Source organism: Streptococcus oralis subsp. dentisani, from assembly GCF_003944205.1.
Lineage (GTDB): Bacteria > Bacillota > Bacilli > Lactobacillales > Streptococcaceae > Streptococcus > Streptococcus oralis_BH.
Genome location: NZ_RJPH01000003.1, coordinates 99,925 through 126,721 on the forward strand (window position 1 = coordinate 99,925; position 26,797 = coordinate 126,721).

At 43.5% G+C, this 26,797-nt stretch carries 23 protein-coding genes; 19 read left to right on the top strand and 4 right to left on the bottom strand.

The annotated features are described in order from the left end of the window. The first annotated feature begins 13 nt into the window (after positions 1 to 13). From D8805_RS03650 to D8805_RS03740, 19 genes are all read left to right on the top strand, one after another. A complete protein-coding gene (locus D8805_RS03650; protein WP_000157309.1) occupies positions 14 to 1,018 on the top strand; it encodes a uroporphyrinogen decarboxylase family protein in 1,005 nt (334 codons plus the stop codon). Between the two features lie 11 nt (positions 1,019 to 1,029). Further along, positions 1,030 to 1,233: a hypothetical protein gene (locus tag D8805_RS03655; protein ID WP_000837742.1), complete on the top strand. Its 204-nt coding sequence runs from the start codon at positions 1,030 to 1,032 to the stop codon at positions 1,231 to 1,233. A gap of 2 nt (positions 1,234 to 1,235) precedes the next feature. After that, positions 1,236 to 2,234 (top strand): uroporphyrinogen decarboxylase family protein, encoded by a 999-nt coding sequence (locus tag D8805_RS03660; protein WP_125415457.1) that lies wholly within the window; start codon positions 1,236 to 1,238, stop codon positions 2,232 to 2,234. Positions 2,235 to 2,245: 11 nt separating this feature from the next. Next, entirely contained in the window at positions 2,246 to 3,124 is an 879-nt protein-coding gene (locus D8805_RS03665) for a transporter substrate-binding domain-containing protein (RefSeq protein WP_049478849.1), read from the top strand. 32 nt (positions 3,125 to 3,156) lie between these two features. Further along, positions 3,157 to 3,849, top strand: coding sequence for an amino acid ABC transporter permease (locus tag D8805_RS03670; protein ID WP_125415458.1), 693 nt, complete (start codon positions 3,157 to 3,159; stop codon positions 3,847 to 3,849). A 3-nt stretch (positions 3,850 to 3,852) separates the two neighbouring features. Then, positions 3,853 to 4,575 (top strand): amino acid ABC transporter permease, encoded by a 723-nt coding sequence (locus D8805_RS03675; RefSeq protein ID WP_125415459.1) that lies wholly within the window; start codon positions 3,853 to 3,855, stop codon positions 4,573 to 4,575. Between the two features lie 9 nt (positions 4,576 to 4,584). After that, positions 4,585 to 5,349 (top strand): amino acid ABC transporter ATP-binding protein, encoded by a 765-nt coding sequence (locus D8805_RS03680; protein WP_084948373.1) that lies wholly within the window; start codon positions 4,585 to 4,587, stop codon positions 5,347 to 5,349. 415 nt (positions 5,350 to 5,764) lie between these two features. Next, positions 5,765 to 6,523: an isoprenyl transferase gene (locus D8805_RS03685; RefSeq protein ID WP_125415460.1), complete on the top strand. Its 759-nt coding sequence runs from the start codon at positions 5,765 to 5,767 to the stop codon at positions 6,521 to 6,523. Positions 6,524 to 6,531: 8 nt separating this feature from the next. Beyond that, positions 6,532 to 7,335: a phosphatidate cytidylyltransferase gene (locus tag D8805_RS03690; protein WP_125415461.1), complete on the top strand. Its 804-nt coding sequence runs from the start codon at positions 6,532 to 6,534 to the stop codon at positions 7,333 to 7,335. A 15-nt stretch (positions 7,336 to 7,350) separates the two neighbouring features. Continuing rightward, positions 7,351 to 8,607: an RIP metalloprotease RseP gene (gene rseP / locus D8805_RS03695; protein ID WP_125415462.1), complete on the top strand. Its 1,257-nt coding sequence runs from the start codon at positions 7,351 to 7,353 to the stop codon at positions 8,605 to 8,607. A gap of 16 nt (positions 8,608 to 8,623) precedes the next feature. After that, entirely contained in the window at positions 8,624 to 10,477 is a 1,854-nt protein-coding gene (locus tag D8805_RS03700; RefSeq protein ID WP_125415464.1) for a proline--tRNA ligase, read from the top strand. Positions 10,478 to 10,575: 98 nt separating this feature from the next. Further along, positions 10,576 to 11,955 (top strand): glycoside hydrolase family 1 protein, encoded by a 1,380-nt coding sequence (locus tag D8805_RS03705; protein ID WP_061418273.1) that lies wholly within the window; start codon positions 10,576 to 10,578, stop codon positions 11,953 to 11,955. 176 nt (positions 11,956 to 12,131) lie between these two features. Then, positions 12,132 to 16,523 carry a PolC-type DNA polymerase III gene (locus D8805_RS03710; RefSeq protein ID WP_125415466.1) on the top strand — a complete coding sequence of 1,464 codons (4,392 nt, stop codon included), beginning with the start codon at positions 12,132 to 12,134 and terminating at the stop codon, positions 16,521 to 16,523. Positions 16,524 to 16,543: 20 nt separating this feature from the next. Further along, positions 16,544 to 16,696, top strand: coding sequence for a hypothetical protein (locus D8805_RS03715; protein ID WP_000776617.1), 153 nt, complete (start codon positions 16,544 to 16,546; stop codon positions 16,694 to 16,696). A gap of 21 nt (positions 16,697 to 16,717) precedes the next feature. Then, the gene (locus tag D8805_RS03720) at positions 16,718 to 17,959 is read left to right on the top strand and encodes an aminopeptidase (RefSeq protein ID WP_125415468.1); all 1,242 of its coding nucleotides are present in this window, start codon (positions 16,718 to 16,720) and stop codon (positions 17,957 to 17,959) included. Positions 17,960 to 17,968: 9 nt separating this feature from the next. Beyond that, positions 17,969 to 18,199 carry a GlsB/YeaQ/YmgE family stress response membrane protein gene (locus tag D8805_RS03725; RefSeq protein ID WP_125415470.1) on the top strand — a complete coding sequence of 77 codons (231 nt, stop codon included), beginning with the start codon at positions 17,969 to 17,971 and terminating at the stop codon, positions 18,197 to 18,199. 72 nt (positions 18,200 to 18,271) lie between these two features. Continuing rightward, entirely contained in the window at positions 18,272 to 18,994 is a 723-nt protein-coding gene (locus tag D8805_RS03730) for a pseudouridine synthase (protein ID WP_125415472.1), read from the top strand. 110 nt (positions 18,995 to 19,104) lie between these two features. Further along, positions 19,105 to 20,439: an aminopeptidase C gene (pepC, locus tag D8805_RS03735; RefSeq protein ID WP_125415474.1), complete on the top strand. Its 1,335-nt coding sequence runs from the start codon at positions 19,105 to 19,107 to the stop codon at positions 20,437 to 20,439. 165 nt (positions 20,440 to 20,604) lie between these two features. Further along, complete coding sequence (locus D8805_RS03740; RefSeq protein ID WP_125415476.1) at positions 20,605 to 22,833, top strand: HAD-IC family P-type ATPase; 2,229 nt, start codon at positions 20,605 to 20,607, stop codon at positions 22,831 to 22,833. 62 nt (positions 22,834 to 22,895) lie between these two features. Here the strand turns inward: D8805_RS03740 and D8805_RS03745 are convergent, their stop codons facing one another. The 4 genes from D8805_RS03745 to D8805_RS03760 all read right to left on the bottom strand — a co-directional run bounded on the left by D8805_RS03745 (position 22,896) and on the right by D8805_RS03760 (position 26,786). Next, positions 22,896 to 23,807 (bottom strand): PTS system mannose/fructose/sorbose family transporter subunit IID, encoded by a 912-nt coding sequence (locus D8805_RS03745; RefSeq protein ID WP_000818320.1) that lies wholly within the window; start codon positions 23,805 to 23,807, stop codon positions 22,896 to 22,898. 14 nt (positions 23,808 to 23,821) lie between these two features. Beyond that, positions 23,822 to 24,634: a PTS mannose/fructose/sorbose transporter subunit IIC gene (locus D8805_RS03750; protein WP_125415478.1), complete on the bottom strand. Its 813-nt coding sequence runs from the start codon at positions 24,632 to 24,634 to the stop codon at positions 23,822 to 23,824. 75 nt (positions 24,635 to 24,709) lie between these two features. Beyond that, on the bottom strand, positions 24,710 to 25,699 hold the full coding sequence (locus tag D8805_RS03755; protein ID WP_125415480.1) for a PTS sugar transporter subunit IIB: 990 nt from the start codon (positions 25,697 to 25,699) through the stop codon (positions 24,710 to 24,712). 274 nt (positions 25,700 to 25,973) lie between these two features. Then, complete coding sequence (locus D8805_RS03760; protein ID WP_000162367.1) at positions 25,974 to 26,786, bottom strand: Cof-type HAD-IIB family hydrolase; 813 nt, start codon at positions 26,784 to 26,786, stop codon at positions 25,974 to 25,976. Between the last annotated feature and the right edge of the window lie 11 nt (positions 26,787 to 26,797).

A 26,797-nucleotide genomic window follows, 5' to 3' on the forward strand; every position in this document is an offset into this window, starting at 1 on the left:
GAAGGAGAAAGGTATGGCAAGTAAAAGAGATCTAGTTTTTAGAGCGATTCGAGGCGACGAAGTGGAGAGAGTTCCTGTAGGATTTTGGTTTCATTTTGTAACACTCGAAGAAAAGGGGCAGGGATTAAATAATCCACGTATCTTTCAAAAGAGTGTTGATGGGCATCGCAACTATGTGGAAAGGATTCGCCCTGATTTTGTCAAAATTATGAGCGACGGTTTTTTCCTTTATCCAAGTAATGTCTATAGTCCTAAGATCGCAAGCATTCAGGAGCTGACTTCTATTGAGTCGATTGGTGAGGAACACCCATGGATTCAGCAACAGGTGGAAGTGGTACAAGAGATTCGAGAGACCTTTACCGAAGAGATTGCCTCTTTCTACAATATCTTTTCGCCTATCTCCTACCTCAAGCGCTGGTTCCGTACAGAAATTTCTCGAGGAGATAGGGAAGTAGCTGATCTATTGCTTGAAAATCCTGAGCAATTCAGAGCGATTCTAGACGTTATTGCAGGAGATATTGCTATCCTAACTCAGAAAATCATCCAGCAAGGCGGTGTTGACGGGATTTACCTCAGCACCCAGGAAATTCAAGATGAGCGCATCACACCAGCACTCTACCAAACCTATATCGAACCGAGCAATATAGCGATTTTGGAGGCGGCTAATCAGGTTGGTGGGACCAATATCCTCCATATCTGTGGTTTTGAAGGTGCGAGCAATGATGTGACGATATTTAAGGACTATCCAGCTCAAGTGGTCAACTGGGCGACCCACCATGAGGGTGTTAGTTTGACACAGGGGCAAGAGTTGTTTCCAGGCAAGGCCGTTTTAGGTGGATTTGAAAATGGCAAGAAAAGCTTGCTTTATCAAGGTTCCAAGGCGGAATTGCAAGATGAAACAAGACGGTTACTGGCTGAAGCTGGTAGTAAAGGCGTTCTTCTGGGAGCTGACTGTACTGTTCCAGATGACTTTGACTTAGAGAGGTTGGACTGGATTCGTCAGGCAGCTGTTTTCTAAAAGGAGGAGCTATGAAAAGTAAAAGATGGGGTATCTTCATTGCAGTTGTCGGTTTGCTGGCCTTGGTCACCATAAGTGTCGTAAAAAATGGGCACTGCAAAAATGGAGAGAGATGTCGTGGAGTTCAGGATTTTTCCAAGTCCAGTCTCCCCTTTCTACGCTCGAATGATATTGCAAGCAGTTTATTAGTTAAAAAAGTAAGAAATGGAGAATAAGAATGTCAGAAAAAAGAGAATGGGTTTTAAAAGCATTTAAAGGTGAAAAGGTTGATCGTGTGCCAGTTGGCTTTTGGCACCATTTCACATCCGAAGACGAATGGCTACACGGTTTCTCAAATCCAGTCATTATCGAGAAGAATATCGAGGGCCATAAGCGCTTTATCCGAGAAGTTCAGCCGGACTTTATCAAACTCATGAGCGATGGCTACTTTGCTTATCCAAATCCAGCGATTGCCAAAGGAAAATCACTTCAAGAATTGGCGACCATTCAACCACTCGGACCAGATCACGCTTGGATAAAAGAGCAGGTTGACTTGGTTAAGAAAATCAAGCAAGAGTTTACAGAAGATATCGTTGCGATTTATAATATTTTTGCTCCTGTGACCTATCTCAAGTGGCTACTAGGGGAAGTGTCTGGTGGAGATGACCTCATTGCAGATTTTCTGGTGGAAGATCCTAAAGCCCTTAAGAAGGTGTTGGATGTGATTGCAGAGGATATTGCGAGTCTTAGCCGAGCTGTCATCAAAGAGGCTGGTGCTGATGGAATCTACCTCAGCGTGCAGAGTATCCAAGATCAACGAGTGTCGGCAGCAGAGTATCAAGCCGTCATTGCACCTAGCGAGATAACTGTTCTGGAAGCAGCTAGTGCTGTTGGTGGCGTCACTGTTCTTCATATCTGTGGCTACGAGGGAGCGCGAAATGATATTCACCTTTTTGCAGACTATCCAGCCCAAGTCTTTAACTGGGCTGTAGGACCAGAGGGAATTACTCTCAAGGAAGGTCGTGAGATTTTCAAGGGACGTACGGTTCTTGGAGGATTCGAAAATGGTAAGACAGGCTTGCTGTACACTGGTAGCAAGGACGCCATTCAGGCTGAGGCAAAAAAACTAGTTGCAGAAGCTGGGGAACAGGGCTTGGTACTTGGGGCAGATTGTACCATTCCAAGTGATATCACAGTTGAACGTATCCAGTGGGTGAGAGAAGCGCTTGAAAACTAAAGGAGAAAAAGATGAGTAAAAAAGCATGGATTATCGGTGGTGTAGCAGTTGTTGCAGTAATTGGGGCAACGATTATCGGGAGAAGTTTAGCTGGCGCTCCAGCTAAGGAGGGAGAAACGGCTTCGTCTGCTGAAGTCATAACCTTGAAGGTTGCCCATACACAAAACTATGTACCTTATGACTTTGTCAATGAAAAAGGAGAATCAGATGGTTATGAAGTAGCTGTTTTGAAGGCTGTTGATGAGAAGTTGGCAAACTATCAATTTGAATATACGGGTACCAGTGATGACGACCTCTTGATTGGTCTGGAATCAGGCAAGTATGACATCGGAACCAAGGGAGCTTGGTACACAGATGAACGAGCTAAAAAGTTTGTCATTCCATCTGAACCAGTCGGAGCAAGCATCATCGGATTTACTGTCAGAAAAGAAGATGAACAGAAATACAAAACCATTGATGACTTTGCAAAGAATAAAGGGAAATTGGTTCCCATCTCTCCACAGAATGCTCAATGGAATGTCATCACCAGCTACAATGAAAAACATCAGGATGCACCGATTGAGCTAACAGCAGCAGAATCCTTTAAGGTGGCAGATGCCTATGCTTGGGTCTTGGAAGGACGTTATGACGCCTTCTTTGATATCAAACTGTCCTTTGAAAAAGCAGTTACCGCAGAAGATGGCCCTTACCACCAATATGCGGATAAACTCAGCTGGTTCCCTTATAAAGGCATTCCAACTTATCCCTTGATTCACCGTGATGAAAAGGGTGAACAATTCGCTAAAGAATACGAAAAAGCAATCAAAGAGTTGAAAGAAGATGGCACGCTTGCTAAGCTATCTCAGCAATACTTTAAAGAAGATGTCTTTAGTTACGTAGACAAAGACTAGACCAGAAATTCCAAGACTAGAAAGGGTTTTGCATGGTTTCTTATGATTTTTCCAAGGTCTTTCAGTTTTTGCCGACCTTATGGCAGGCGCTTCCTATGACCTTGTCCATTCTCTTTTTTACCACTCTTCTTGGTTCCCTTTTTGGAGGTCTCTTGGCCTGGGCACAAGTAGGAGAAGACAAGAGTTTTGCAGCGATTTCCAAAGGCTATATCTTTACCCTTCGTTGTACACCGCCGATTGTCTTGCTTTTTCTAGTCTTTTATGGCTTGCCAGAATTTCTGAAATGGTGGCTTGGTTTGGATATCAACAACTGGTCTAAAACTATTTTTGTTCTCCTGACGATGATTCTCTTGTTTGCGGCTATTGTTGCCGAGGTTTTCAAGGCGGCCTATCAAGCTATTCCAAAGGGGCAGACAGAGGCCGGGCTTAGTATTGGTTTGACTCCAAGTCAGACTTTTTGGAGAATCATTTTTCCCCAAGCTTTTCAAGTTGCTCTTCCCAATATAACGACTGCTATTCTCAATCTCATGCGGGATGCTGCTTTGGCTTATACGATTGGTTTTGTTGATGTTATGGGAGCAGGGAATCTCTTGATCAGTCGCAATTTAGGGAACTACTCTCTGGAAACCTATACGGCAGTTGCACTTCTTTATTGGGGGATTGCCTTGGTTATTTCTAGCCTGAGTCGTATGCTTGAGAAGTCTTTGGAAACAAAAGGGAGGTAAGAAATGGATATAGACTATATTGTAAAGACCTTTCTGGAGACCTTGAAGGGTGTGCCAATCACCTTGATTATCATGATTGTGGCTATGGTCTTAAGTTTTTTACCAGCTCTATTTTTAGCCTTGGGGCAGATCTACAAGGTTCGAGGGGTGAGGAGTTTTTCTCTGGTCTATCTGGCTTTTATCCGAGCGACTCCTCCGATTTTATTGATTCTCTTCTTTTATAGTTTGTTTCCAAGTTTGCTGAATCAATTTTTCAAAAGCATAGGAAGCGACTTTGATATTTTCAAGCTCGATCCTCTCTATTATGCTTTTATCATTTATAGTTTGATGACGGTCGGGAGTTTGTCGGAGATTTTGCGTTCAGCTATCTTGACGGTGGACAAGGGACAACTAGAGGCAGCGCATGCGATTGGGCTGACTACGACCCAGGCCTATCTAAGGATTGTTTTTCCTCAAGCCTTGCGTTCAGCCTTGCCTAACTTGGCCAATCTGGTGATCAATATCGTCAAAGGGACCTCCCTGGTCTTTGTTATGACTATCAAGGATATCACTGCTATTGCTCGTGTGGAAGCGTCCTACGGTTACCAGTATTTTGAGTCTTATTTTGTGATCTTTTTGCAGTATATTTTGATCTGTGGTTTGATTCAGTGGGGCTTCTATCTACTGGAGAAAGGCTATGTGAAAAAAGAAAAGAGAGCAAAAGCATCTAGCGCGCGTTTTGTATAGGAGGACAGGATGTTACAAGTAGAACATATCGCAAAAACATTTGGAGAGAGGCAGGTTCTGGAGGATGTCAATCTCCAGGTCAATCAAGGGGATGTCGTCGTTATTTTAGGACCATCAGGTTCGGGGAAAACGACCTTTCTCCGTTGTCTCAACCACTTAGAAAAAGCTGACAGTGGCCATTTAACCTTGGCAGGAAAGACCTATGACTTAGCCAAATTAAGCAAGAAAGACATTCTAGAAATTCGCCAAAAAACAGCCTTTGTTTTCCAACACTACAATCTCTTTGCAAATAAAACAGCCCTGGAAAATATTCTAGAAGGCCTAATCGTGGCTCGTAAAGTTCCCAAGGAAGAAGCGCTCAAACGTGCAGAATCTGCCTTGGAAAAAGTTGGTTTACTGTCCTATAAAGACTACTACCCTTCCCAGCTATCTGGAGGGCAACAACAACGAATAGGAATTGCGCGTGCCATTGCCGTCAAGCCCGAGGTGATTTTACTCGATGAACCAACATCTGCACTAGACCCTGAGTTGGTTGGAGATGTTTTGGATGTTCTGAAACAGTTGGCGGGAGAAGGTGTGACTATGGTGGTCGTCACACATGAGATGGGATTTGCTAGAGATGTCGCTAATCACGTTATTTTTATGGACGGAGGCCGTATCGTAGAGGAGAACAATCCCCACGATTTCTTTAGCCGTCCGCAGGAAGAACGAACCAAGCAGTTTCTGGCTCGTATCTTATCAGATGCCACCTATAGTGTAGAATATATGATTTGATAGATAAGTGTATTATGAAAGTAATTTATGAAGCAAAGTTCCAATCTATAAACTATGGAAAAAGGTGCCAGCTTGAAATGACTTTCAGAAAAAGCTAGGTTTTAGACTTAGATTGGCTATTTGAGATGATTTGAGCTACTTTTCGTACACTCAAGTGGGCAATCTTATTTTAGATTTTTCATTTCTCAAAAAACTTAAGAAAAATTTAAGCTAGGAGGTGTATACTAAGCTCATAAGTTAAGAGGAACTTAACTTAAACTCCTAAAACTTTTTCATAATAATCTCCCTATAAAATTAAGTCGCCCAATCAGGCGGCTTATTTTTTGTCTGTGTGGAGAGCTAATAACTTAGCAATAGAAGAAAATAGGGAAATATGGTATAATGAAACGATAGATTTTTGAATAGGAATAAGAACATGTTTGGATTTTTTAAGAAAGATAAAGCTGTAGAAGTCGAGGTTCCAACACAGGTTCCTGCTCATATTGGCATCATCATGGATGGGAATGGTCGTTGGGCAAAAAAACGGATGCAACCACGTGTTTTTGGTCATAAGGCAGGGATGGAAGCCCTCCAAAAGGTAACCAAGGCAGCTAACAAGATGGGAGTTAAGGTCATCACGGTTTATGCCTTTTCAACGGAAAATTGGACGCGTCCAGATCAAGAAGTCAAGTTTATCATGAACTTGCCCGTTGAGTTTTATGACAACTACGTCCCTGAATTGCACGCAAATAACGTTAAGATTCAGATGATTGGGGAGACAGACCGTTTGCCTAAGCCGACTTTTGAAGCTTTGAAAAAAGCAGAGGAGTTGACCCAGAACAATACGGGCTTGATTCTCAATTTTGCGCTCAATTATGGTGGTCGTGCTGAAATTACGCAGGCTCTTAAGGGGTTGGCTCAAGATGTTTTAGATGCTAAAATCAACCCTGGTGATATCACAGAAGATATGATTGGGGACTATCTTTTCACGCAACACCTGCCAAAGGATTTGCGAGATCCGGACTTGATTATCCGCACGAGTGGCGAGTTGCGTTTGAGTAATTTTTTGCCATGGCAAGCAGCCTATAGCGAGCTTTATTTTACGGATACCTTGTGGCCTGATTTTGATGAAGCATCTTTGAAGGAGGCTATTACGGCCTATAATCGTCGCAATCGCCGTTTTGGAGGAGTTTAGGAGAAGATATGACCCAAGATTTACAAAAGAGAACATTGTTTGCGGTATTGGCCCTGGCTATTTTCCTTCCAGTCTTATTTGTGGGAGGACTCTTGTTGCAGATAGGGATTGGTTTGTTAGCCATGCTGGCTGTCCATGAACTCTTGCAGATGAAGGGGCTAAAGACCATGACCATCGAGGGCGCCTTGACCCTCTTTGCGACATTTGCCCTCACAATCCCCTTAGAAAATTATCTAACTTTTTTGCCAGTTGATGGGAATGTGGTTGCTTACAGCGTTTTAATTACGATCATGCTAGGGACGACCGTTTTCAGTAAAAACTATACGATTGAAGATGCTGCCTTTCCAATTGCTGTGAGCTTTTATGTTGGTTTTGGCTTTAACGCCTTACTAGATGCTCGGGTGGCAGGTTTTGACAAGGTGCTTCTGGCCCTCTTTATCGTCTGGGCGACAGATAGTGCAGCTTACCTGATAGGGATGAATTTTGGCAAGCATAAGTTGGCACCAAGAGTTTCTCCTAATAAGAGTATTGAGGGCTTTATCGGTGGTATTCTAGGTGCGGTACTGGTAACAGCAATCTTCATGCTAGTAGATAGCACAGTTGCTCTCCCTTATGGGATTTATAGAATGAGCCTCTTTGCCGTCTTCTTCAGTGTGGCAGGTCAGTTTGGTGACTTGATTGAGAGTGCCATGAAACGCCATTTCGGTGTCAAGGATTCTGGGAAATTTATCCCGGGGCATGGTGGTGTGTCGGATCGTTTTGACAGTATGCTAGTTGTCTTTCCTATCATGCACTTGTTTGGCCTGTTCTAAAGAAAGGAATATTGAATGATTGGATTGCTAACCTTTATCCTAGTTTTTGGGATTATTGTGGTGGTGCATGAGTTTGGACATTTTTATTTTGCCAAGAAATCAGGCATTCTAGTTCGTGAATTTGCTATTGGTATGGGCCCCAAGATTTTTGCCCATATTGGTAAGGATGGCACTGCTTATACCATTCGGATCCTTCCTTTAGGAGGGTATGTTCGTATGGCTGGTTGGGGTGATGATGCGACGGAGATCAAGACTGGAACCCCAGTCAGTTTAACACTTGCAGAGGATGGTAAGGTCAAACGGATCAATCTATCTGGGAAAAAACTGGATCAAACAGCTCTCCCTATGCAGGTAACCCAGTTTGACTTTGAAGACAAGCTCTTCATTAAAGGCTTGGTTTTGGAAGAAGAAAAGACCTTTGCAGTGGATCATGATGCAACGGTTGTTGAGGCAGATGGAACCGAAGTGCGCATTGCCCCTCTGGATGTACAGTACCAAAATGCTTCTATCTGGGGCAAGCTCATCACCAACTTTGCAGGTCCTATGAATAACTTTATCTTAGGTGTTGTTGTTTTTTGGATTCTGATCTTTTTGCAGGGTGGTGTTAGAGATACTCAGACCAATCTCTTTCATGTCATGCCAGAGGGAGCTTTGGCTAAGGTGGGTGTGGCTGAAACCGCCCAAATCACCAAGGTCGGCTCTCACGAAGTTAAGAATTGGCAAGATTTGACCCAGGCTGTGGAAGCAGACACCAAGGACAAGACCGCTCCGACCTTGGATGTGACTATTTCTGAAAATGGTAGCGAAAAACAAGTCACTGTGACTCCAGAAGAAAATCAAGGACGTTACATTCTCGGGGTTCAACCGGGAGTCAAGTCAGACTTTCTGTCTATGTTTGTTGGTGGATTTACAACCGCTGCTGACTCAGGTCTCCGTATCCTTTCGGCTCTGAAAAACTTGATTTTCAATCCAGATTTGAACAAACTCGGTGGTCCTGTTGCCATTTTTAAGGCAAGTAGCGATGCTGCTAAAAATGGAATTGAGAATGTCCTCTACTTCCTAGCCATGATTTCCATCAATATTGGAATTTTTAACTTGATTCCTATCCCGGCTTTGGATGGTGGAAAGATTGTGCTCAATATCCTAGAGGCTGTCCGCCGGAAACCCCTTAAACAAGAAATTGAAACCTATGTCACCATGGCTGGTGTAGTTATCATGGTTGTCTTGATGCTAGCTGTGACCTGGAATGACATTATGCGACTCTTCTTTTAGATAATCGAGGAATATTATGAAACAAAGTAAAATGCTAATCCCAACGCTTCGCGAAATGCCAAGCGATGCTCAAGTTATCAGCCACGCCCTTATGTTGCGTGCTGGCTATGTTCGTCAAGTTTCTGCAGGTGTTTATTCTTACCTACCACTGGCTAACCGTGTGATTGAAAAGACTAAGAATATCATGCGCCAAGAGTTTGATAAGATTGGTGCGGTGGAGATGTTGGCTCCTGCCCTTCTCAGTGCCGATCTTTGGCGTGAATCAGGCCGTTATGAAACCTATGGTGAAGACCTCTATAAATTGAAAAACCGTGAAAAGTCGGACTTTATCCTAGGTCCGACACACGAAGAGACTTTTACAGCTATTGTCCGTGATTCAGTTAAGTCTTACAAGCAATTGCCACTCAACCTTTACCAAATCCAACCTAAATACCGTGATGAAAAACGCCCACGTAACGGCCTTCTCCGTACGCGTGAATTTATCATGAAAGACGGCTATAGTTTCCATGCTAATTACGATAGTTTGGATGTGACTTATGACGAGTACAAGGCGGCCTATGAACGTATCTTTACTCGTAGTGGTTTGGATTTCAAGGCCATCATCGGTGATGGTGGCGCCATGGGTGGTAAGGATAGCCAAGAATTTATGGCGATTACACCAGCCCGTACAGACCTCGACCGCTGGGTTGTTTTGGACAAGTCAGTTGCCTCATTTGATGAAATTCCTGCAGAAGTGCAAGAAGAAATCAAAGCAGAATTGCTCAAATGGATGGTTTCTGGTGAAGACACCATTGCCTACTCAAGTGAGTCTAGCTATGCAGCTAACTTAGAAATGGCAACAAACGAGTACAAACCAAGCAACCGTGTCGTTGCGGAAGAAGAAGTGACTCGCGTCGAAACTCCAGGTGTTAAATCCATCGATGAAGTCGCAGCCTTCCTAAATGTCCCAGAAGAACAAACGATTAAAACCCTCTTCTACATGGTAGATGGGGAGCTTGTTGCAGCCCTTCTAGTTGGAAATGACCAACTTAACGAAGTCAAGTTGAAAAACCACTTGGGTGCAGATTTCTTTGATGTTGCTAGCGAGGAAGAAGTAGCAAACGTTATTCCAGCTGGTTTTGGTTCACTTGGTCCAGTTAGTTTGCCAGAAAATGTGAAAATCATTGCAGATCGTAAGGTACAAGATGTTCGCAATGCTGTTGTGGGGGCCAACGAAGATGGCTACCACTTGACGGGTGTGAACCCAGGTCGTGATTTCACTGCAGAATACGTGGATATTCGTGAAGTTCGTGAGGGTGAAATTTCACCAGACGGACAAGGTGTCCTAAACTTTGCCCGTGGCATCGAGATCGGTCATATCTTCAAACTTGGAACTCGTTACTCAGCAAGTATGGGCGCAGATGTTTTGGACGAAAATGGTCGTGCTGTGCCAATCATAATGGGTTGTTACGGTATCGGTGTTAGCCGTCTTCTCTCAGCCGTTATGGAGCAACACGCTCGCCTCTTTGTCAACAAAACGCCAAAAGGTGAATACCGTTACGCTTGGGGAGTTAACTTCCCTAAAGAATTGGCACCATTTGATGTGCACTTGATTACTATCAATGTCAAGGACGAAGAAGCGCAAGCCTTGACAGAAAAACTGGAATCCAACTTGATGGAAGCTGGTTACGAAGTCTTGACAGATGACCGTAACGAACGTGTCGGAGTGAAGTTTAGTGATAGCGATTTGATTGGGTTACCAATCCGTATCACTGTTGGGAAAAAAGCAGCCGATGGCATCGTAGAAGTTAAGATTAAGGCGACTGGTGACACCATCGAAGTTCACGCAGACAACTTGCTTGAAACGCTTGAAATCCTCAGCAAGAAATAAAAACTATAATCAGAAGAAAAACAAGGCAAAAATGTAACTAGTTTTTACCTTGTTTTTTCTGTATAATGGGGGAAATGAGTAAATGAAGAGGTAAAGCTATGCTAAAATTTCCAAAGGATTTTGTTTGGGGTTCCTCCACTTCTGGACCACAGACAGAAGGACGAGTGCTTGGTGATGGTAAAGGAGATAATCTCTGGGATTATTGGTATCAGGTGGAGCCCAATCGCTACTACAATGGGATTGGACCTGACAAAACATCGACTTTTTACGAGAACTGGGAGAAGGATATTGAGCTTTTGGTAGAGACTGGCCATACAGCCTTCCGCACTTCTATCCAGTGGTCTCGCGTTTTTCCACAGGGCCGTGGAGAGGTCAATCCTCAAGGGGTGTCTTTCTACCGTCAGGTATTTGAAGCCATTAAGGCTAAGGGAATCCGTCTTCTAGTCAATCTCTATCACTTTGACCTTCCTTTTGCCCTTCAAGAAACTGGGGATGGTTGGGAAAATAAGGCGACTGTCTCAGCCTATGAAGACTATGCTCGTTTTTGTTTTGAGACTTACGGTGACTTGGTAGACCAATGGATTACCTTTAACGAGCCCATTGTCCCCGTAGAGTTTGGCTATTTCTATGATGCCCACTATCCTCACAAGGTGGATGCCAAAGCTGCGGTTAAGGTTGCCTATCACACACAACTGGCTAGTAGTCTTGCGGTTAAGGCCTGTCATGAAGTTTTGCCTGATTCTAAGATTGGGATTGTTCTCAACTTGACACCAGCCTACCCACGTAGCCAGCATCCCGCAGATGTCAAGGCCGCTCGCATTGCCGATCTCTTTCAAGCTCAATCTTTCCTAGATCCGTCTGTCTTGGGGGCTTATCCAGAAGAGTTAGTGAAAATCTTGTCTGAGCATGATTTGCTGCCAGAGTACACTGTTGAAGAGTTAGAACTTATTCGTGACCATACAGTGGACTTTCTTGGAGTCAACTATTACCAACCTTTGCGTGTCATGGCGCCACGTTTTGCCAAGCATCCAGACAGTCCGCTCTTGCCAGAACATTTTTACGAGCCTTATGTTATGCCTGGACGTAAAATCAACCCTCACCGCGGTTGGGAAATCTATGAGCAAGGGATTTATGATATTGCCCAAAATATCAAGGAAAATTATGGTAATATTGAGTGGATGCTGACAGAGAATGGTATGGGGGTTGAAGGTGAAGACAAGTTCCGTGAGAATGGCATGATTCAGGACGACTATCGTATTGACTTTGTCAAAGGGCATCTGCGTGAACTCCATCGTGCCATTGAAGATGGTGCTAACTGTAAAGGTTACTTAATCTGGACCTTTATTGATTGTTGGTCATGGCTCAATAGCTATAAAAACCGCTATGGTCTAGTTGAGCTTGACTTGGAAACGCAAGAACGCCGCCTTAAGAAATCAGGCCACTGGTTCAAAGAGCTTAGCGACCATAATGGATTTTAAAAATAAAAGTGAGATGAAGTTCATCTCACTTTTTAATATGTGACTACGGATCAGTATAGTTTTATCTACCACAAGTATGATAAAATCTTTCCATCTAAGTCGCAAGGGAGATGGTACTGACTATATATTTTCTTTAATTATGGTAAAATAGTAAGAGAATAATGTGAGGAAAATGAATGTCAAGTAAGTTTGAAATTTTAATGAATCAACTAGGAATCTCTGATCAATTGAGACGGGATCCTGCTCTTGTTGATGCCAGAATTGAGCGTGTTGTGGTTCATAAAATTAGTAAGATTTGGGAATTTCATTTTGTATTTTCTAATATTTTACCGATTGAAATCTTTTTGGAGTTAAAGAAAGGGCTTAGTGAAGAATTTTCTAAGACAGGGAATCGAGCTGTTTTTGAAATCAAGACTCTTTCTCAAGAATTCTCTAATGAACTCTTGCAGGCCTACTATAGAGAGGCTTTTTCTGAAGGTCCATGTGCAAGTCAGGGGTTTAAATCTCTTTACCAGAATTTAAACGTTCGTGCGGAGGAAAATCAACTCATTATTGAAGGTTCAGAGGCGATTGATAAGGAGCACTTTAAGAAGAATCATCTTCCTAATTTGGCAAAGCAACTCGAAAAGTTTGGTTTTCCAGCCTTTGTATGCCAAATAGAAAAGAATGATGCTCTTACACAAGAGCAGGAGGAAGCCTTCCATACGGAGAATGAACAGATTGTCCAAGCTGCCAATGAGGAAGCGCTTCGAGCTATGGAGCAATTGGAACAAATGGCTCCTCCTCCAGTAGAAGAGAAGCCAGCCTTTGATTTTCAGGCTAAAAAGGCTATGGCCAAGCCTAAACTAGATAAGGCTGAAGTTACTCAGATGATTGACGTGACGACTGAGGAAAATCGTCTGGTCTTTGAAGGGGTCGTTTTTGATGTGGAACATAAAGTGACCAGAACTGGTCGCGTTTTGATCAATTTTAAAATGACGGATTACACTTCAAGTTTTTCAATGCAAAAATGGGTTAAGAATGAGGAAGAGGCTCAGAAGTTTGACATCATTAAGAAGAATTCTTGGCTCCGAGTTCGTGGGAATGTGGAGATGAATAACTTCACACGTGATTTGACCATGAACGTGCAGGATGTGCAGGAAGTTGTTCACTATGAGCGGAAGGATTTGATGCCAGAAGGTGAGCATCGGGTTGAGTTTCATGCTCATACTAATATGTCGACCATGGATGCTCTTCCTGAGGTAGAAAAAATCGTTGAGACAGCTGCTAAGTGGGGACACAAGGCGGTTGCTATTACCGACCATGGAAATGTCCAGTCCTTCCCACATGGCTATAAGGCAGCCAAGAAAGCGGGAATACAGCTAATCTATGGAATGGAAGCCAATATCGTTGAAGACCGCGTTCCTATCGTTTATAATGAAGTGGAAATGGACTTGTCAGAAGCTACCTATGTGGTCTTTGACGTGGAAACGACGGGACTTTCAGCCATCTATAATGACTTGATTCAGGTTGCGGCCTCTAAGATGTATAAGGGGAATGTTATTGCCGAATTTGATGAATTTATCAACCCAGGTCACCCCTTGTCAGCCTTTACCACAGAATTGACTGGAATTACAGATGATCATGTCAAAAATGCCAAACCACTGGAACAAGTTTTGCAAGAATTTCAAGAATTTTGCAAGGATACGATCCTAGTTGCCCACAATGCCACCTTTGACGTTGGCTTTATGAATGCCAACTATGAGCGCCATGGTCTGCCTAAGATTAGCCAGCCAGTTATCGATACGCTTGAGTTTGCTAGAAACCTCTATCCTGAGTATAAACGTCATGGTTTGGGTCCTTTGACCAAGCGTTTTGGTGTGGCTTTGGAACACCACCACATGGCCAACTACGATGCGGAAGCTACTGGTCGTCTGCTCTTTATCTTTATCAAAGAGGTAGCAGACAAACATGGTGTGACCGATCTAGCTAGGCTAAATATTGATCTAATCAGTCCAGACTCTTATAAAAAAGCTCGAATCAAGCATGCGACTATTTATGTCAAGAATCAGGTAGGTCTAAAAAATATTTTTAAGCTGGTTTCTTTGTCCAATACCAAGTACTTTGAAGGGGTGCCACGGATTCCGAGAACGGTTCTAGATGCCCATCGGGAGGGCTTGATTTTAGGATCAGCCTGTTCAGAAGGTGAAGTTTTTGATGCAGTTGTTTCCCAAGGTGTGGATGCGGCGGTTGAAGTGGCCAAGTATTATGACTTTATCGAGGTCATGCCACCAGCTATCTATGCTCCCTTGATTGCTAAGGAGCAGGTCAAGGATATGGAGGAACTCCAGACCATTATCAAGAGTTTGATAGAGGTCGGGGACCGTCTTGGTAAGCCTGTTCTAGCTACGGGAAATGTCCACTATATCGAACCAGAAGAAGAGATTTACCGTGAAATTATTGTCCGTAGTTTGGGCCAAGGGGCTATGATTAACCGAACCATCGGTCATGGCGAACATGCCCAACCGGCTCCGCTACCTAAGGCTCATTTTCGAACGACTAATGAGATGTTGGATGAATTTGCCTTCTTGGGAGAGGAACTAGCTCGGAAATTGGTTATTGAAAACACCAATGCCTTGGCAGAAGTCTTTGAACCTGTTGAGGTCGTTAAGGGTGACTTGTACACGCCTTTCATCGACAAGGCGGAAGAAACGGTTGCTGAATTGACCTATAAGAAAGCCTTTGAGATTTATGGAAATCCGCTGCCAGATATCGTTGATTTGCGGATTGAAAAAGAATTAACGTCCATTCTGGGGAATGGATTTGCCGTGATTTATCTGGCATCGCAGATGCTGGTACAACGTTCTAATGAACGGGGCTACTTGGTTGGTTCTCGTGGGTCTGTCGGTTCCAGTTTTGTTGCGACCATGATTGGAATTACGGAAGTTAATCCTCTCTCTCCTCATTATGTTTGTGGTCAGTGTCAGTACAGCGAGTTTATCACGGATGGTTCTTACGGTTCAGGTTTTGATATGCCTAATAAGGACTGTCCAAACTGTGGCCACAAACTCAGCAAAAATGGGCAGGATATTCCGTTTGAGACCTTCCTTGGTTTTGATGGAGATAAGGTTCCCGATATTGACTTGAACTTCTCGGGGGAAGATCAGCCTAGCGCCCACTTGGATGTGCGTGATATCTTTGGTGAGGAATATGCCTTCCGTGCAGGAACAGTTGGTACGGTGGCTGCCAAGACTGCCTATGGATTTGTAAAGGGCTACGAGCGGGACTACGGGAAGTTTTATCGCGATGCAGAGGTGGAACGCCTCGCTCAAGGTGCGGCTGGTGTCAAGCGGACTACAGGACAACACCCAGGGGGAATCGTTGTTATTCCGAACTACATGGATGTCTACGACTTTACGCCTGTTCAGTATCCAGCAGATGACGTGACGGCTGAATGGCAAACGACTCACTTTAACTTCCACGATATCGATGAGAACGTCCTCAAACTCGATGTACTGGGGCATGATGATCCGACCATGATTCGGAAACTGCAGGACTTGTCTGGGATTGATCCTAATGAAATTCCTATGGATGATGAAGGTGTAATGGCCCTCTTTTCTGGGACTGATGTGCTTGGGGTGACGCCGGAGCAAATCGGAACGCCGACGGGTATGCTGGGAATCCCAGAGTTTGGAACTAACTTTGTACGTGGGATGGTAGATGAGACGCATCCGACGACCTTTGCGGAGTTGCTTCAGCTGTCTGGTCTGTCCCATGGTACCGATGTGTGGTTGGGGAATGCTCAGGATTTGATCAAGCAAGGAATTGCGGACCTATCAACCGTTATCGGTTGTCGGGACGACATCATGGTTTACCTCATGCATGCGGGTCTTGAACCTAAGATGGCCTTTACCATCATGGAACGGGTACGTAAGGGCTTGTGGTTGAAGATTTCCGAAGAGGAGCGAAATGGCTATATCGAAGCCATGAAGGCTAATAAGGTGCCAGAGTGGTATATCGAATCTTGTGGAAAAATCAAGTATATGTTCCCTAAGGCCCATGCGGCAGCCTACGTTATGATGGCCTTGCGTGTAGCCTACTTCAAGGTTCACCATCCGATTTATTATTACTGTGCTTACTTCTCTATCCGCGCCAAGGCCTTTGATATCAAGACCATGGGTGCCGGCTTGGATGCCATCAAGCGTAGAATGGAAGAGATCGCTGAAAAACGGAAGAATAATGAAGCCTCTAATGTGGAAATTGACCTCTATACAACTCTTGAGATTGTCAATGAAATGTGGGAACGTGGTTTCAAGTTTGGCAAGTTAGATCTCTATCGTAGTGATGCGACTGAATTCATCATTGATGGAGATACTCTTATTCCACCATTTGTAGCAATGGATGGTCTGGGAGAGAACGTTGCTAAGCAACTGGTACGAGCGCGCCAAGAGGGTGAGTTCCTCTCTAAGACAGAACTGCGCAAGCGTGGCGGACTCTCATCGACCTTGGTTGAGAAGATGGATGAAATGGGGATTCTCGGCAATATGCCAGAGGATAACCAGTTGAGTTTGTTTGATGATTTGTTTTAATAAATTTTAAGGAGTTTCTCATGAAACTAAGAATTTTTGCGGAAGATAAACCTGCTGAAAAGGTTTTTGACTATCAGTTAGAGCTGGCAGATGAAACAATTATTCTATCGACAGCGCTCTTGTCTGGTGCCATTGCTTTAGCAGGATTATTTTCTGCTTTGAAGGAAAAATAACAAAAGAAAAGGAAGAATAGAATGGTTTTACCAAATTTTAAAGAAAATCTAGAAAAATATGCAAAATTGTTGGTTGCGAATGGAATTAACGTGCAACCTGGGCACACTTTGGCTCTCTCTATCGATGTAGAGCAACGTGAGTTGGCACATTTGATCGTGAAAGAAGCTTATGCCTTGGGTGCGCATGAGGTTATCGTTCAGTGGACAGATGATGTCATCAATCGCGAGAAATTCCTCCATGCGACGATGGAGCGTTTGGACAATGTGCCAGAATACAAGATTGCTGAGATGAACTATCTCTTGGAGAACAAGGCTAGCCGTCTTGGTGTCCGTTCTTCTGATCCAGGTGCCTTGAACGGAGTCGATGCTGATAAGCTTTCAGCTTCTGCCAAAGCTATGGGACTTGCAATGAAACCAATGCGTATCGCAACTCAGTCCAACAAGGTTAGCTGGACAGTGGCTGCCGCTGCTGGACTTGAGTGGGCTAAGAAGGTCTTCCCAAATGCAGCAAGCGACGAAGAAGCAGTCGATCTCCTTTGGGACCAAATCTTCAAAACTTGTCGTGTCTATGAAGAAGATCCAGTTAAGGCTTGGGAAGAACATGCAGCCATTCTTAAGAGTAAGGCAGAAATGCTTAATAAAGAGCAATTTTCAGCCCTTCACTACACAGCGCCAGGGACAGATTTGACACTTGGCTTGCCTAAGAATCACGTTTGGGAATCAGCTGGCGCTATCAATGCACAGGGAGAAGGATTCTTGCCAAATATGCCGACAGAAGAAGTCTTTACGGCTCCTGACTTCCGTCGTGCAGATGGGTATGTAACCTCTACAAAACCACTTAGCTACAACGGAAATATCATCGAAGGCATTAAAGTAACCTTCAAGGATGGTCAAATCGTAGACATTACTGCTGAAAAGGGTGACCAGGTCATGAAAGACCTTGTCTTTGAAAATGCGGGTGCGCGTGCCTTGGGTGAATGTGCCTTGGTACCAGATCCGAGCCCAATTTCTCAGTCAGGCATTACCTTCTTTAACACCCTTTTTGATGAGAATGCTTCAAACCACTTGGCTATCGGTGCAGCCTATGCGACCAGCGTTGTTGGTGGGGCAGAGATGAGCGAAGAAGAGCTTGAAGCTGCAGGACTGAACCGTTCAGATGTTCACGTGGACTTTATGATTGGATCTAATCAGATGGATATCGATGGTATCCGTGAGGATGGAACACGTGTGCCTCTCTTCCGTAACGGAGATTGGGCAAATTAAGGAGCCAAGATGATAGGAAGTATGTTTGTTGGTCTCCTAGTGGGATTTTTAGCAGGTACTCTGACCAATCGTGGAGAACGCATGGGATGTTTTGGGAAAATGTTTCTCGGTTGGATTGGAGCCTTTCTGGGTCACTTGCTTTTTGGAACTTGGGGGCCAGTTTTATCAGGAACAGCCATTATCCCAGCTGTTTTAGGTGCCATGATTGTCTTAGCTATTTTTTGGAGACGAGGAAGTTAATTTCCTAAATCAGAAACGAAAAGGAGGTTGGTCATTGAGACAACCTCCTTTTGAGTATGATATAATAGTTCTATGAGATTAGATAAATTTTTAGTTGCCTGCGCTGTGGGGAGTCGGACTGAGGTCAAAAACTTGCTCAAGGCTGGGCGCGTGACGGCAAATGGTAAAAAAGAAAAATCAGCTAAATTGCAGATTGATGAAGAAAGAGATGAGATTCGCTTTGATGGGCAAGTATTGGAGTATGAAGAGTTTGTCTACTACATGATGAACAAGCCCCAAGGAGTTATTTCATCGACAGAGGATCCCAAGCACAGAACCGTGTTGGACTTGCTGGATGATATTGCTCGGACCAAGGAAGTTTTTCCAGTAGGGCGCTTGGATATCGATACGCATGGTCTTCTGCTCTTGACCAATGATGGCCAGCTGGCTCATGCTCTTCTTTCGCCCAAGCGTCATGTGGACAAAACTTATCTAGCTCAGGTCAAGGGGATTATGACCCAAGAAGATGTGGAAACATTTGCCAAGGGCATTCCGCTTAAGGATTTTACCTGCCAGCCTGCCAAACTGGAGATTTTGTCGGTGGATTCAGATAAGGATGAGAGCCAGGTTCGCGTAACCATTGCGGAAGGGAAGTTCCATCAGGTTAAGCGTATGGTGGCTTACTGTGGCAAGGAAGTAGTGGACCTACAGCGTTTGACTATGGGAACTCTGATTTTAGATGAGAACTTGCAACGAGGAGAATGGCGTCGTCTGACCAAGGAGGAGTTAGAGGAGCTTCTTGCTAGTATTGCTTAGTTTGGATTATGTTAGAAAAGGTGAGGAGAATGTCCTTGCCTTTTTAAGTTTTTCGGTTGCTTCATTTGTGAAAAGAGTTATAATAGACTGTAGAATAAAAGGAGGAATCTATGAACGCGATTCAAGAATCATTTACAGATAAATTATTTGCCAACTATGAAGCAAATGTCAAATACCAAGCGATCGAAAATGCTGCCAGCCACAATGGAATTTTTGCAGCCCTAGAGCGTCGCCAAAGCCATGTAGACAATACACCTGTTTTCTCGCTTGATTTGACCAAGGACAAGGTGACCAACCAGAAAGCATCAGGTCGTTGCTGGATGTTTGCAGCTCTCAACACCTTCCGCCACAAACTCATCTCTCAATACAAACTGGAGAACTTTGAATTGTCTCAGGCCCACACCTTCTTCTGGGACAAGTATGAGAAATCTAACTGGTTCTTGGAGCAAGTGATTGCGACTGCAGACCAAGACTTGACGAGCCGCAAGGTTAGCTTCCTACTCCAAACCCCTCAACAAGATGGAGGACAATGGGATATGGTCGTTGCCCTCTTTGAGAAATACGGTGTTGTTCCTAAGTCAGTTTACCCTGAGTCTGTTTCATCTAGCAGCAGCCGTGAGCTCAATGCCATCCTTAACAAATTGCTTCGTCAAGATGCTCAAATCTTGCGTGACTTGCTTGCTTCTGGTGCAGACCAAGCGACTGTTCAAGCTAAGAAAGAAGACCTCTTACAAGAAATCTTTAACTTCCTTGCTATGTCACTAGGACTTCCACCACGTAAATTTGACTTTGCTTATCGCGATAAAGACAACAACTACCAAAGTGAAAAGGGTATCACACCACAGGAATTTTACAAGAAATATGTTGATATTCCTCTAGAAGATTATGTTTCTGTTATCAATGCTCCAACTGCTGATAAGCCTTACGGTAAATCTTACACAGTTGAGATGTTGGGAAATGTCGTTGGCAGCCGTGCAGTTCGTTACATCAATGTACCTATGGAGCGCTTGAAAGAATTAGCGATTGCCCAAATGCAGACAGGAGAAACTGTTTGGTTTGGTTCTGATGTCGGTCAACTCAGCAACCGTAAAGCTGGAATCCTTGCGACTGATGTTTATGACTTTGAATCAAGTATGGATATTCAACTCACTCAAGACAAGGCTGGACGTTTGGACTACAGCGAAAGTTTGATGACCCACGCCATGGTCTTGACAGGTGTGGACTTGGACGAAAATGGCAAGTCAACCAAGTGGAAGGTTGAAAACTCATGGGGAGACAAGGTCGGTGCAGATGGTTACTTTGTTGCCTCAGACGCTTGGATGGACGAATACACTTACCAAATCGTTGTTCGTAAGGAATTGCTGACAGCAGAAGAACAAGCTACCTATGAAGCAGAACCAATCGTACTTGCACCATGGGATCCAATGGGAGCCTTGGCAGAATAAAGCATAGAGAAAAGAGGTTAGGGGAATCCTAGCTTCTTTTTTAAGTCCTTCTTAAAGTGGCGATAAATGATGCTTGCTAAGGGAGTTCTTCTTATTTTGAGTCTTTAAGTGACAGAGAAAAAGATATGTGTTACTATAGTAGTACAAAAGGATATCGGAGTAGAAATGAAGTATTTAAGCAGCCAAGACATCAAGGATCGTCAACGAAATATCAGTGACATTAAACCTTATAAAACAACCAAGGAAATCGTTGTTTCAAATATCTTTACCTTCTTTAATGCCATGAACTTGGCTCTGGCAGTTCTGGTAGCCACAACCTTGCGATTTGAGAATATGCTCTTTTTAGGTGTGATTGCTATCAATACAGCCATCGGGATTTTCCAAGAAGTGCGTTCAAAAAATGCTTTGGAAAAGCTAAGTTTACTTGGTAAAAGTAAGTACAGAGTCAACCGAGATGGTCAAACGATTGAGGTTGCTCCAGAGGACATCGTTCTAGGCGAGTACCTGCATCTCAATCTGGGAGATCAGGTGCCTGTCGATGCAGAAGTCCTTGAAGGGAATATTGAAGTTGATGAGTCCTTGCTGACGGGTGAAAGTGATTCGGTCTTTAAAACAGTTGGTGACAAGCTGATGAGCGGAAGCAATGTCGTCAGCGGTACTTGTCTGGTCACGGCGACAGCTGTGGGTCCCGATAGTTATATCAACAAACTCGCAAAATCCAGCAAGGAATTCAAAAAATACCCTTCTCAACTGCGCGATTACATGGATAAGATTTTAAAAATCGTCTCGATCTTGCTGGTGCCAGTTGCCATTCTGCTCTATGTCAGAGGTTTTAGTCTAGGACGGTCTTATGTTGAAATTGTTTTAGGAAGTTCAGGTGCCTTGGTCGGCATGATTCCAGAGGGTTTGATTCTCTTGGTCAGCGTCTCCCTAGCGGTAGCAGCCATGAAGCTGGCCAAAAAGAAGGTTCTAGTGCAGGAACTATACTGTGTAGAGACCTTGGCGCGAGTAGATGTTCTTTGTTTTGATAAGACAGGTACCATCACGACTGGTAATATGAAGGTCCAAGAAATGGATGTTAATGTAGCAGAGAAACTATCTTCTTATCTGGCTTATTTCGAGGATGAAAATGCGACTTCGCGAGCTCTGAAGACTTACTTAACGTGTGAGAAAAAGTGGGAAGTTCAAGAAGTTGGTGCCTTTTCAAGCAAAAACAAGTATTCCTTTGTCCAAGTTAAAAATGGAGGGACTTACTTTTTCGGAGCCTATGAATTTCTAGGATTTAGTCAACCAATGGATGCCTACTATGAAAATCTAAAACAGCAAGGTTTTCGAATCTTATCGCTTGCTTATAGCAAGGACCAGATTACAAGTCCAGCCAATATGAAATTACTAGGCCACGTCGTTCTGTCAGATGAGATCAAGGAAAATACCAAGGAAACCTTTGACTATTTCGAGTCACAAGGTGTTGAAGTGAAGATTATCAGTGGGGATAATCATGTGGCTGTATATGGGGTCGCTCGTAAGGCAGGATTTAAAGAATCAGCCCGTGCGATTGATATGACCAAGGTGAGTGATGAGGACTTTGAAAGAGTGGTCTTGGAACACGATATCTTTGGTCGGGTGACACCTGAACAGAAAGAAAAGATGGTGACTATTTTGCAAAAGGCTGGTAAAACAGTTGCCATGAGCGGTGACGGAGTCAATGATGTTCTGGCTCTCAAGAAAGCAGATATTAGTTTCGCCATGAATAGTGCTACCAGCGCAGCCAAAAGTGTATCCAATATTGTTTTCCTGACAGATGACTTTGCAGTTTTTTATGATATCTTGATGGAAGGTCGCCGTGTCATCAATAACATCCAAAAGGTAGCATCTCTCTTTCTAACAAAGACCTTCTTCTCCATCGTGTTTGCCATTTTGAGTGTGATATTTGGTTTGGAATTTGCCTTTATCCCTATTCAGTTTACAATCATTTCAGCCATTACGATTGGGATTCCATCCTTCTTCCTAACTTTTGAGTCCAATAAAGAAAAGGTTAGCACACATTTTATGCGAGATATTTTGACCAATGCTGCGATTGGTGGTGGCATTCTGGTTGCTAGTGTTCTCCTGACGAACTTCTTTATCACTGTCCCAGGTCAGGTCAAATTTATTTGCTTCCTCCTTGCTTTGATCAATGGTCTGTGTCTAGTTGCCAAGGTCAGCATTCCCTTTAATCGATATAAACTAGTCTTGCTCACGTTTTTGAGCCTTGCAGCCCTTGTTGGATTGCTTGCCAATACCTTTATCCTGCGAGGAGCTTTTGTGCCTCTAGAAACCACTCAAGTACTCTATGTAGCCATCCTAGCAGTGGTGATTGGGAGCCTGCATTATCTGACTAGAAGAAAAAGTTGATACACAAAAAGAATCAGGCTTTGATCCTGATTCTTTTTTATCTATATTCTCGATGGCTTGGATTACATGATACCGAGGAAACGAGCTGCAATACCTACTGCAAAGAGAGCAAGGATGATTGCGATTGGTGATACTTTTTTCTTAAGCAACCACATGCAGAGGAAAGTAAGGAGAAGTCCCATCAATCCTGGAATCAATGAGTTCAACTGACCTTGAAGTGTTTGTGGTTGAACGCTATCCAAGCTCAAACCACTAAGAGCCTGACCAAGAATTCCCTTCAATTCTCCACCTGTTACAGGCCCTTCTGGGAAGTTGATGTAAGCACCTTCAGCCAATTGTTTACCTGGAAGGTTCACAGTAAAGTTGATAGATACCCAACGTTGTACAAGAACAGCAAGGATGAACATACCAAGGATAGATGCTCCTTTAGTGATATCTTTCAAGATACCACCAGACATGTCTTTAGTGATTTCAGATCCAGCTTTGTAACCGAACTCTTGTGTATACCATAGGAAGGCCATACGGATAGCATTCCATCCAAAGAAGAAGAGAAGAGGACCAACAATATTACCAGATGCAGCAAGTGATGCACCAAGAGCTCCAAGGATAGGACGAACTGTAAACCAGAATACTGGGTCACCGATACCAGCAAGAGGTCCCATCATACCGATTTTAACCCCTTGGATAGCCGCGTCGTCGATTTCAACACCGTTAGCACGCTCTTCTTCAAGTGCAAGAGTAACCCCCATGATTGGAGCAGCTACGTATGGGTGAGTGTTGAAGAACTCAAGGTGACGCTCAAGAGCAGCCGCTTGGTCTTCTTTTTTAGTGTACAATTTTTTGATAGCTGGGATTAGTGAGTAAGCCCAACCCAAGTTTTGCATACGCTCGTAGTTCCAAGAACCTTGAAGGAATTGTGAACGCCACCAAACTTTTTGACGATCTGATTTTGATAATTGAATTTTTTCAGCCATGATTGTTCCCCTTTCTAGTAGTCTTCTAGGATATCACCGATTGGGTCGTTAGAAGTCGCAGCTCCGCCGCCACCGTTTCCACCTTGTTTTGAAAGGTTAAGGTAGATGAAGGCAAGAGCAACACCGATGACACCAAGGGCAATCAAAGTCAATTGAGAGATTGCTGCAAGAGCAAAACCGATAGCGAAGAATGGCCATACTTCACGAGTTGCCATCATGTTGATAACCATAGCGTAACCAACGGCAACGACCATAGCACCACCGACAGCCATACCACCGTTTAACCAGTCTGGCATCAAACCAAGAGCGTCTTGAACAGCAGAAGCAGGGATAGCAATCAGGAAGGCTGCAGGGATTGCGATACGAAGACCTTGAAGAAGTAGAGCAATAAAGTGAGCACGCTCAACAGCAGCAAAGTTTCCGTCTTTAGCAGCAGCATCAGCTGAGTGAACCAAGGCAACTGAGATTGTACGAACAATCATTGTCAAGAAAAGTCCAGCTACGGCAAGAGGGATAGCTGTTGCAGTTGCAACGGCGATACCATCAGTAGTAAAGTTACCACCTTTGATCAAGATGATCGCTGCAGCAACAGATGCAAGAGCAGCGTCAGGAGCTACGGCAGCTCCGATGTTTGCCCAACCAAGAGCGATCATTTGGAGAGATCCACCAAGCATAACACCTGCTTCGAGGTTACCAGTTGCAAGTCCGATAAGGGTACATGCGACGATTGGTTGATGGAATTGGAATTGGTCGAGGATACCTTCAAGACCTGCAAGGAAGGCAACAACTACAACCAAGATAGCAGAAATGATTGAAATATCTGACATGGTTTTATTCCTTTTCTATTTAGTTTTAATAAAGTATTTAATCCTGTTTTCAAAAAAGATAGAAACAGATTAAAATTATTGAACGTTTGCTTTCTTAATCAAGTCAAACAAATCTTTTTTCGTGTCGTTTGGTACTTTACGTACGTCAAATTCAACACCGAGGTCACGCATTTTTTCAAAGGTTGCAACGTCTTCTTTGTCCATAGACAAAACGTTGTTAATCATTGTTTTACCTGTTGAGTGAGCCATAGAACCAACGTTAAGGGTCTTGATTGGCACGCCACCTTCGATAGCACGAAGTGCATCTTGTGGAGTTTCAAACAAGATAAGGGCATGAGTTTCGCCGAAACGTGGGTCTTTTGCAACGTCGATCAATTTTTGAATTGGGACAACGTTGGCTTTTACTCCGTTTGGAGCTGCTTGTTTGATCAATTCTTTACGCAAGTCGTCGTTAGCAACGTTGTCTGAAGCAACGATGATACGGTTTGCTTTTGAATCTGGAGTCCAAGCAGTCGCAACCTGACCGTGAAGTAGACGAGTGTCTAGACGAGCAAGGTTGATTTTCAGTTTACCGTCACCGATAACAGTTCCTTCTGGAATCGCAGCTTGTGCGGCAGGAGCAGCTGCAGCAGTTGCAACTTCCTCAACTGGGTTAAGCTCTTCTGGAAGAGCTTTGATGCCATCTTTGGCTTCTTTAATGATATTCGCAGCGACTTTTTCCACACCTGCATTCGCGTCCATAAGGCGCTCTGTGTAGGCTTGGATCAACATCGGCAAGTTTAGTCCTGTGATGATGGCAAATTTACGTTCTGGATTTTCTCCCATCACGCGACTAGCTTGGTTGAATGGAGATCCACTCCAAAGGTCAGCCAATACTAGAACCTCATCTTCTGCGTCAAATGCAGCAACAGCGTTATTGAGCTTAGCGTATAAATCATCTGGACCTTCATTTGGCATAAAGGTTACAACTTGAACCTTCTCTTGTTCACCAAAAATCATGGATCCGGACTGATGAATACCCGCAGCAAATTCGCCGTGGCTCGCAATAATGATTCCGATACTCATTATTGTCATTCCTCCTTTAAAATGTTTGACTGTGTGTTTAAGAAAACTTTAAGCCTAATTAAGTATAAACCGTTTTCATATAAAAATCAACTATTTTTTCTAAAAACAGGAAAGTTTTCAATAAAAACACCTCTACAAAATGTTAATATATAGATATTTTGTAGAAATGTTTAAAAAGATAAGGGAGTAATTTAATATAAAAAAATGAAAACAGGCCGATTAATTGAAAAATTGTGAAAATCAAAAAAGCTAGCACAAGCTAACTTTTTGAGTGTCATAGGAACAAATCTTGTAGGGTATGGGCAACACCATCTTCATCATTTGTCAGAGAGAGTTGCTCATCTGCATATGGTAGCAAATCGGGATTGGCATTTTTCATGGCATATCCCTTGCCTGCAAAAGCCAGCATTTCGGTGTCATTGTGTTCATCTCCAAAGGCAATCAGATCTTTTTTGTCACGGTTCATAACATTGAGCAAGTATTCTAAAGCAAAGGCTTTGTTGACCCCTTTTGGTGTACATTCGAGAATGTTAAGAGGGCCTCCCCAGGTATTAATTGCCAGTTGGTGTTGGTAAAAACGATTCATCTCATCTGCTAGCGCGTATTTATCATCGACTCTTGTTTGTAAGAGGATACAGTTAGGATCCTTGGTCACCAATTCAGATTTGAATTGATTTTCTGGTTGGAAATTTTCTACACCAAATAGTTTGGGATTGGCAATTTCTTCATTAGGAGCCGTAATATAAAATTTCTTGCGGTATTCTCCTGCAATAAAGTCGGCTTGGATATCCTCTTTGCGTTTGACCATGTCTAAGAGGTATTTTTTGTCCAAGGTCAAGCACTTTTCGTGTTCCCAAGTCTGCCCAGGTAGATGGGTAAGGGAACCGTTGAAGTTGATCATAGGTGTGTGTAACTCTAGTTCCTGATAAAATTCTTTTGCCATACGGTAAGGGCGCCCAGTAGTGATGATGACATGGTGGCCTTTTTCAGCAATTCGTTTAATTGTGTTTCGAGTAAAATCTGAAATCTTACTCTCTGAGTTGAGCAGGGTTCCGTCCAAATCGACTGCGATAATTTTTTTAGTCATATAAACCTTCC

Coding starts and splice junctions, on each gene's coding strand:
- D8805_RS03755 (WP_125415480.1), bottom strand. CDS start 25,699: ATGAGTATCGGAATCATTATTGCGAGCCACGGCGAATTTGCTGCGGGT.
- D8805_RS03685 (WP_125415460.1), top strand. CDS start 5,765: ATGTTTGGATTTTTTAAGAAAGATAAAGCTGTAGAAGTCGAGGTTCCA.
- D8805_RS03715 (WP_000776617.1), top strand. CDS start 16,544: ATGAAACTAAGAATTTTTGCGGAAGATAAACCTGCTGAAAAGGTTTTT.
- D8805_RS03745 (WP_000818320.1), bottom strand. CDS start 23,807: ATGGCTGAAAAAATTCAATTATCAAAATCAGATCGTCAAAAAGTTTGG.
- D8805_RS03710 (WP_125415466.1), top strand. CDS start 12,132: ATGTCAAGTAAGTTTGAAATTTTAATGAATCAACTAGGAATCTCTGAT.
- D8805_RS03725 (WP_125415470.1), top strand. CDS start 17,969: ATGATAGGAAGTATGTTTGTTGGTCTCCTAGTGGGATTTTTAGCAGGT.
- D8805_RS03705 (WP_061418273.1), top strand. CDS start 10,576: ATGCTAAAATTTCCAAAGGATTTTGTTTGGGGTTCCTCCACTTCTGGA.
- D8805_RS03665 (WP_049478849.1), top strand. CDS start 2,246: ATGAGTAAAAAAGCATGGATTATCGGTGGTGTAGCAGTTGTTGCAGTA.
- D8805_RS03720 (WP_125415468.1), top strand. CDS start 16,718: ATGGTTTTACCAAATTTTAAAGAAAATCTAGAAAAATATGCAAAATTG.
- rseP (WP_125415462.1), top strand. CDS start 7,351: ATGATTGGATTGCTAACCTTTATCCTAGTTTTTGGGATTATTGTGGTG.
- D8805_RS03675 (WP_125415459.1), top strand. CDS start 3,853: ATGGATATAGACTATATTGTAAAGACCTTTCTGGAGACCTTGAAGGGT.
- D8805_RS03730 (WP_125415472.1), top strand. CDS start 18,272: ATGAGATTAGATAAATTTTTAGTTGCCTGCGCTGTGGGGAGTCGGACT.
- D8805_RS03690 (WP_125415461.1), top strand. CDS start 6,532: ATGACCCAAGATTTACAAAAGAGAACATTGTTTGCGGTATTGGCCCTG.
- pepC (WP_125415474.1), top strand. CDS start 19,105: ATGAACGCGATTCAAGAATCATTTACAGATAAATTATTTGCCAACTAT.
- D8805_RS03655 (WP_000837742.1), top strand. CDS start 1,030: ATGAAAAGTAAAAGATGGGGTATCTTCATTGCAGTTGTCGGTTTGCTG.
- D8805_RS03650 (WP_000157309.1), top strand. CDS start 14: ATGGCAAGTAAAAGAGATCTAGTTTTTAGAGCGATTCGAGGCGACGAA.
- D8805_RS03740 (WP_125415476.1), top strand. CDS start 20,605: ATGAAGTATTTAAGCAGCCAAGACATCAAGGATCGTCAACGAAATATC.
- D8805_RS03700 (WP_125415464.1), top strand. CDS start 8,624: ATGAAACAAAGTAAAATGCTAATCCCAACGCTTCGCGAAATGCCAAGC.
- D8805_RS03750 (WP_125415478.1), bottom strand. CDS start 24,634: ATGTCAGATATTTCAATCATTTCTGCTATCTTGGTTGTAGTTGTTGCC.
- D8805_RS03760 (WP_000162367.1), bottom strand. CDS start 26,786: ATGACTAAAAAAATTATCGCAGTCGATTTGGACGGAACCCTGCTCAAC.
- D8805_RS03670 (WP_125415458.1), top strand. CDS start 3,157: ATGGTTTCTTATGATTTTTCCAAGGTCTTTCAGTTTTTGCCGACCTTA.
- D8805_RS03660 (WP_125415457.1), top strand. CDS start 1,236: ATGTCAGAAAAAAGAGAATGGGTTTTAAAAGCATTTAAAGGTGAAAAG.
- D8805_RS03680 (WP_084948373.1), top strand. CDS start 4,585: ATGTTACAAGTAGAACATATCGCAAAAACATTTGGAGAGAGGCAGGTT.